Source organism: Streptomyces griseoruber, assembly GCF_001514205.1.
Lineage (GTDB): Bacteria > Actinomycetota > Actinomycetes > Streptomycetales > Streptomycetaceae > Streptomyces > Streptomyces griseoruber.
Window position 1 is genome coordinate 3,614 of sequence record NZ_KQ948810.1, and the last position, 2,456, is coordinate 6,069.

General features: G+C 74.0%; 1 protein-coding gene. It reads left to right on the forward strand.

Annotation, left to right across the window (positions count from 1 at the left end; genetic code table 11):
• Nucleotides 1–2,456: type I polyketide synthase (locus AQJ64_RS44615; RefSeq protein WP_159060367.1), on the forward strand; the 2,456-nt coding region annotated here is incomplete at both ends.

Below are 2,456 nucleotides of genomic sequence, written 5' to 3' on the forward strand. Positions count from 1 at the left end.
ACGGCCGCTCTGGCTCGGCTCGTTGAAGTCGAACATCGGGCACACGCAGGCGGCGGCCGGTGTCGCGGGTGTGATCAAGATGGTGCTGGCGATGCGGCACGGTGTGCTGCCGCGCACTCTGCATGTGGACGAACCGTCCTCGCACGTGGACTGGACGGCGGGTGCGGTCGAGCTGCTGACGCGGGAACAGGAGTGGACCGGTGCGGAGGGCCGGCCGCGCCGCGCCGCCGTGTCCGCCTTCGGGCTCAGCGGCACCAACGCCCATGTCGTCCTGGAGGAACCGCTCCCCGCCGACACCCCGGAACTCACGCCCGCCCCGAACCCCCCGTCGGCCACGGTGCCCTGGCTGATCTCCGGCCGCAGCGACGCAGCGCTGCGCGCCCAGGCCACCCGGCTGGCCGAGCACATCGAGTCGCTCCCCGAGCTGAGCCCCGCCGTGGTCGCCCACGCGCTCGCCACCTCCCGGTCCGCCTTCGAACACCGTGCCACCGTGGTCGGTGCGGACCGCGACGACCTCCTCGCCGCACTGAAGGCCGTCGGCCGGGGCGAGCCCTCGCCCGTCGCGGCCGTCGGCACGGCCGAACCCGACGGCAGCCTCGCCTTCCTCTTCGCGGGGCAGGGCTCCCAGCGGCTCGGCATGGGCCGTGAACTGTACGAGACCTTCCCGGCGTTCGCGGACGCGTTCGACTCCGTCTGCGCCCACCTGGACAACGAACTCGGGCGGTCGCTCAAGGAGATCGTCTTCGGTGACGACGAAGCGGTGCTGAGCCGCACGGAGTTCACCCAACCCGCCCTCTTCGCCTTCGAAGTGGCGTTGTTCCGGCTGCTGGAGTCGTGGGGCGTCCGCCCCGACGTGCTGGCCGGCCACTCCATCGGCGAACTGGCCGCGGCGTACGTCGCGGGAGTGTGGTCCCTGGACGACGCCTGCCGCCTGGTCGCGGCCCGTGGTCGACTCATGCAGGCGCTGCCCGAGGGCGGCGCCATGGTCGCGCTGCAGGCCTCGGAGGAGGAGGTGCTGCCCCTGCTGGCCGGGCAGGAGGCCGAAGCCGGCATCGCCGCCGTCAACGGGCCGCAGTCCGTCGTGATCTCCGGCGCCGCGGACTGTGTGTCGGGGATCGCCGCACACTTCCGGGGCCTCGGCCGCAGGACGACCGCGTTGCGGGTCAGCCATGCCTTCCACTCGCCGCTGATGGAACCGATGCTGCGGGACTTCCTGCGCGTCGCCGAAGGCCTGACCTATCACCGCCCGCAGATCCCCGTCGTCTCCGACGTCACCGGCACCCTGGCCGACCCTGGCGAACTGTGCGCGGCCGGCTACTGGGCGGCGCACGTCCGGCAGCCCGTACGCTTCGCCGACGACGTACGACGCCTGCGCGAGCAGGGCGTCACCCGCTACCTCGAAGTCGGCGCCGACGGCACCCTCACCGCCCTCGCCCGCACCTGCCTCTCCGACGACCCGTCCGCGGGTAGCGGCCCGCTGCTCGTCCCCGCGCTGCGCAAGGACCGCCCCGAGGTCGCCGGTCTGTACGGCGCCCTGGCCCTCCTCCACGTCCACGGCGTCGACGTCGACTGGTCCCCGGCGCTCGGCGCCGCCCCCACCACTCGGGCGGCGGACCTGCCGACCTATGCCTTCCAGCACGAACGCTACTGGCTCGACCACGGCACGGCGGCCCCGGGCGGAGCCGGGGAATCGGCACGGACCGCGGCGGACACCGCCGACGACCGGTTCTGGGAAGCGGTCGAGTGCGAGGACGTCGACGCCCTGACGCAGACCCTGGGTCTCCCGGCCGAGGAGATCGGCGCGGTCGTCCCCGCGCTGGCCTCCTGGCGGAAGCGGCAGCAGCAGGAGAACGCCGTCGAAGCCCTCTCCTACGAGGTGGTGTGGAAGCCCGCCACCGTCGAACCGGCCACCGCCCCGGACACCACCGACGCCCGCTGGCTGCTGGTCCTTCCGGGCACACCCGACGTCGACGACCCGGCGGTCACCGCCCTCACCACAGCCCTGGGCGGACCCGACCGCGTCACCCCGGTCACCGTCACCGCCTCCACCGACCGCGCCGCACTCGCCGGCCGGCTGCGGGACGCCACCGCGGGCCACCCGGTCGGGGGCGTGCTGGCCTTCGCGGGACTCGCCGGAGCCGACACCGACGGCCTGCCCCTCGGCCCCGCTTCGGTCGCCACCGTGTTGCAGGCGGTCGGTGACGCGGGGGTGGCGGGCCGGGTGTGGGTGCTGACGCGTGGGGGTGTGTCGGTGGGCCGTTCGGACGGTCCGGCCGATCCGGTGCAGGGTGCGGTGTGGGGTCTGGGCCGGGTGGCGGCGCTGGAGTATCCGGATCGTTGGGGTGGTCTGATCGACCTGCCCGAGGTCCTGGACCGCCGGGCCGTCACACGCCTCACGGGCGTGCTGTTCGGCGGCGGTACGGAGGACCAGGTGGCACTGCGGCCCTCCGGTGTCC